The organism is Hymenobacter agri (genome assembly GCF_054778495.1).
Genome location: NZ_BAAGZM010000697.1, coordinates 1 through 2,020, shown reverse-complemented (window position 1 = coordinate 2,020; position 2,020 = coordinate 1). Strand labels below are relative to the sequence as shown.

General features: G+C 66.0%; 3 protein-coding genes. All 3 read left to right on the top strand.

What is annotated here, in order from left to right:
- On the top strand, window positions 1–755 hold a 755-nt coding region (locus ACYVDE_RS21170; protein WP_460503522.1), incomplete at its 5' end, for a glycoside hydrolase family 3 C-terminal domain-containing protein.
- Window positions 756–891: 136 nt separating this feature from the next.
- A complete protein-coding gene (locus tag ACYVDE_RS21165) occupies window positions 892–1,773 on the top strand; it encodes an ROK family protein (RefSeq protein ID WP_460503521.1) in 882 nt (293 codons plus the stop codon).
- Window positions 1,770–2,020 (top strand): beta-N-acetylhexosaminidase family protein (locus tag ACYVDE_RS21160; protein WP_460503519.1); only part of this gene is annotated, 251 nt, incomplete at its 3' end. The genes ACYVDE_RS21165 and ACYVDE_RS21160, both read left to right, overlap by 4 nt.

Here is a 2,020-nt window from a genome sequence, read left to right as displayed (position 1 = left end):
AAAGCGGCGAGGGCTACGACCGGGCCACGCTGGACCTGCTGGGCCGGCAGCAGGAGCTGCTCGAAGCCGTGGTGCAGACGGGCACGCCGGTGGTGGTGGTGCTCATCAAAGGCCGGCCGCTGAACCTGAACTGGCTGGCCGCCCACGTGCCCGCCGTGCTCGACGCCTGGTACCCCGGCCAGGAAGGCGGCCACGCCGTGGCCGACGTGCTGTTTGGCGACTACAACCCGGCCGGCCGGCTGCCCATTTCGGTGCCCCGGCACGTGGGCCAGCTACCGGTGTACTACAATGCCCCGCGCCCCGCCCGCCAGAATTACGTGGAAATGGACGCCAAGCCGCTCTACAGCTTCGGCTACGGCCTGAGCTATTCCCAATTCACTTATTCCGACCTACGCCTGACGCCCACCGAAACTACCGGCGCGGTGCGCATGGCGGTGAGCTTTCGGGTGAAAAACACCAGCGCCCGCGCCGGCGACGAAGTGGCCCAGCTCTACCTGCGCGACGAGGTGAGCTCCGTGGTGACGCCCGAGCGGCAGCTGCGCAAGTTCCAGCGCTTTCACCTGCAAGCCGGCGAGCAGCGCGAAGTCACCTTCGAGCTGACGGCCGAGGACCTGATGCTGCTCAACCAGCGCCTGGAGTGGGCCGTGGAGCCGGGCGCCTTCACAGTGCTGGTGGGCGCGGCATCGGACGACATCCGGCTGCAGGGGCAGTTTAATGTTAGTCAACCAATTGCCGTATCGAATACTACACGGTAGCTGATTTTTGGCGGGTAGTACCCGCGCTGGCAGTACCTTTTCACCCCGATTGGCCGCGGCGGTGGGCCTGGCCGGAAAGTTCGGCTAATTGAAAGCGGCAAACCAGTTGAGAGCAAAAACTACGGCGCAACTAACCATGCATTCTGCGAAGTACATCGGCATCGACATCGGCGGCACCAAGATTCGCATTGGCGTGGTGCAGCACGGGCAAGTGCTGCGCGAAACCGCGTTTGCGACCGCCGCCACCGCCCCGCAGGCGCAGATTCTGGCCGAGCTGGCCGCCCACCTCGAACCGCTGCTGGATGCCGACGTGGCCGGCATCGGCATCGGCACGCCGGGGCTGGTGGATGAGGAACACGGCGTGGTGCTGAACGTGGCGAATATTCCGAGCTGGCGCGAGGTGCATCTCCGGCATTTCCTCACGCAGCGTTTCGGCCTGCCGGTGTACATCACCAACGACGCCAATGCCTTTGCCGTGGGCGAGAAGATGTACGGGCAGGGCCAGCCCTATGCCAACCTGGTGGGCCTGGCACTAGGCACCGGCCTGGGCGCGGGCATCATCGTCAACCACCAGCTGTATTCGGGCACGCTGGCGAGCGCCGGCGAGTTCGGCTGCATTCCCTACCTCGACAAAACGCTGGAAGACTACTGCAGCGGCAAGTTTTTCGCGCAGCGCACCGGGCAGGCGGGGGCGGCGTGGCACACCCGCGCCCAGCAGGGCGATGCCGAATCGCTGGCCCTCTACGCCGAATTCGGCCACCATCTGGGCCGCGCCCTGCACATCATCCTGTTCGTGCTGTCGCCCGAAGCCATTGTGCTGGGCGGCTCGGTCAGCCAGGGCTTCGCCTTTTTCCGGGACAGCCTCAATGCCAGCCTGGCCGAATTTCCCTTCCCGCAGCTTGCGCAGCGGCTGGTGGTGGCTCCCTCAACCCTCGGCAACGCGGCCGTGCTGGGCGCGGCCGCCCTCTGCCACATGAAACAAACCCTCCCCCACCCGTCTCCCCCTTCTGCTGTATGAACTGGAAACCCCTGGTTTCATTGGCTGCGCTGCTTAGCCTGAGCGGCGCCCCGGCTCACGCCCAATCAACGTCGGTCGGCCCGCCCGCCATTTCCATTATTCCGCAGCCGGCGCGGGTGCTGGCGGGCAGCGGCGCTTTCGTCCTCACGCCCGACACGAAGATTTACGTTGGCCCCAAAAACGAGGAGCTGCGCCGCATCGGGCAGCGTCTGAGCCAGGCCATCGGGCGCGCCACCGGTACGGCCCC

Coding starts and splice junctions, on each gene's coding strand:
- ACYVDE_RS21165 (WP_460503521.1), top strand. CDS start 892: ATGCATTCTGCGAAGTACATCGGCATCGACATCGGCGGCACCAAGATT.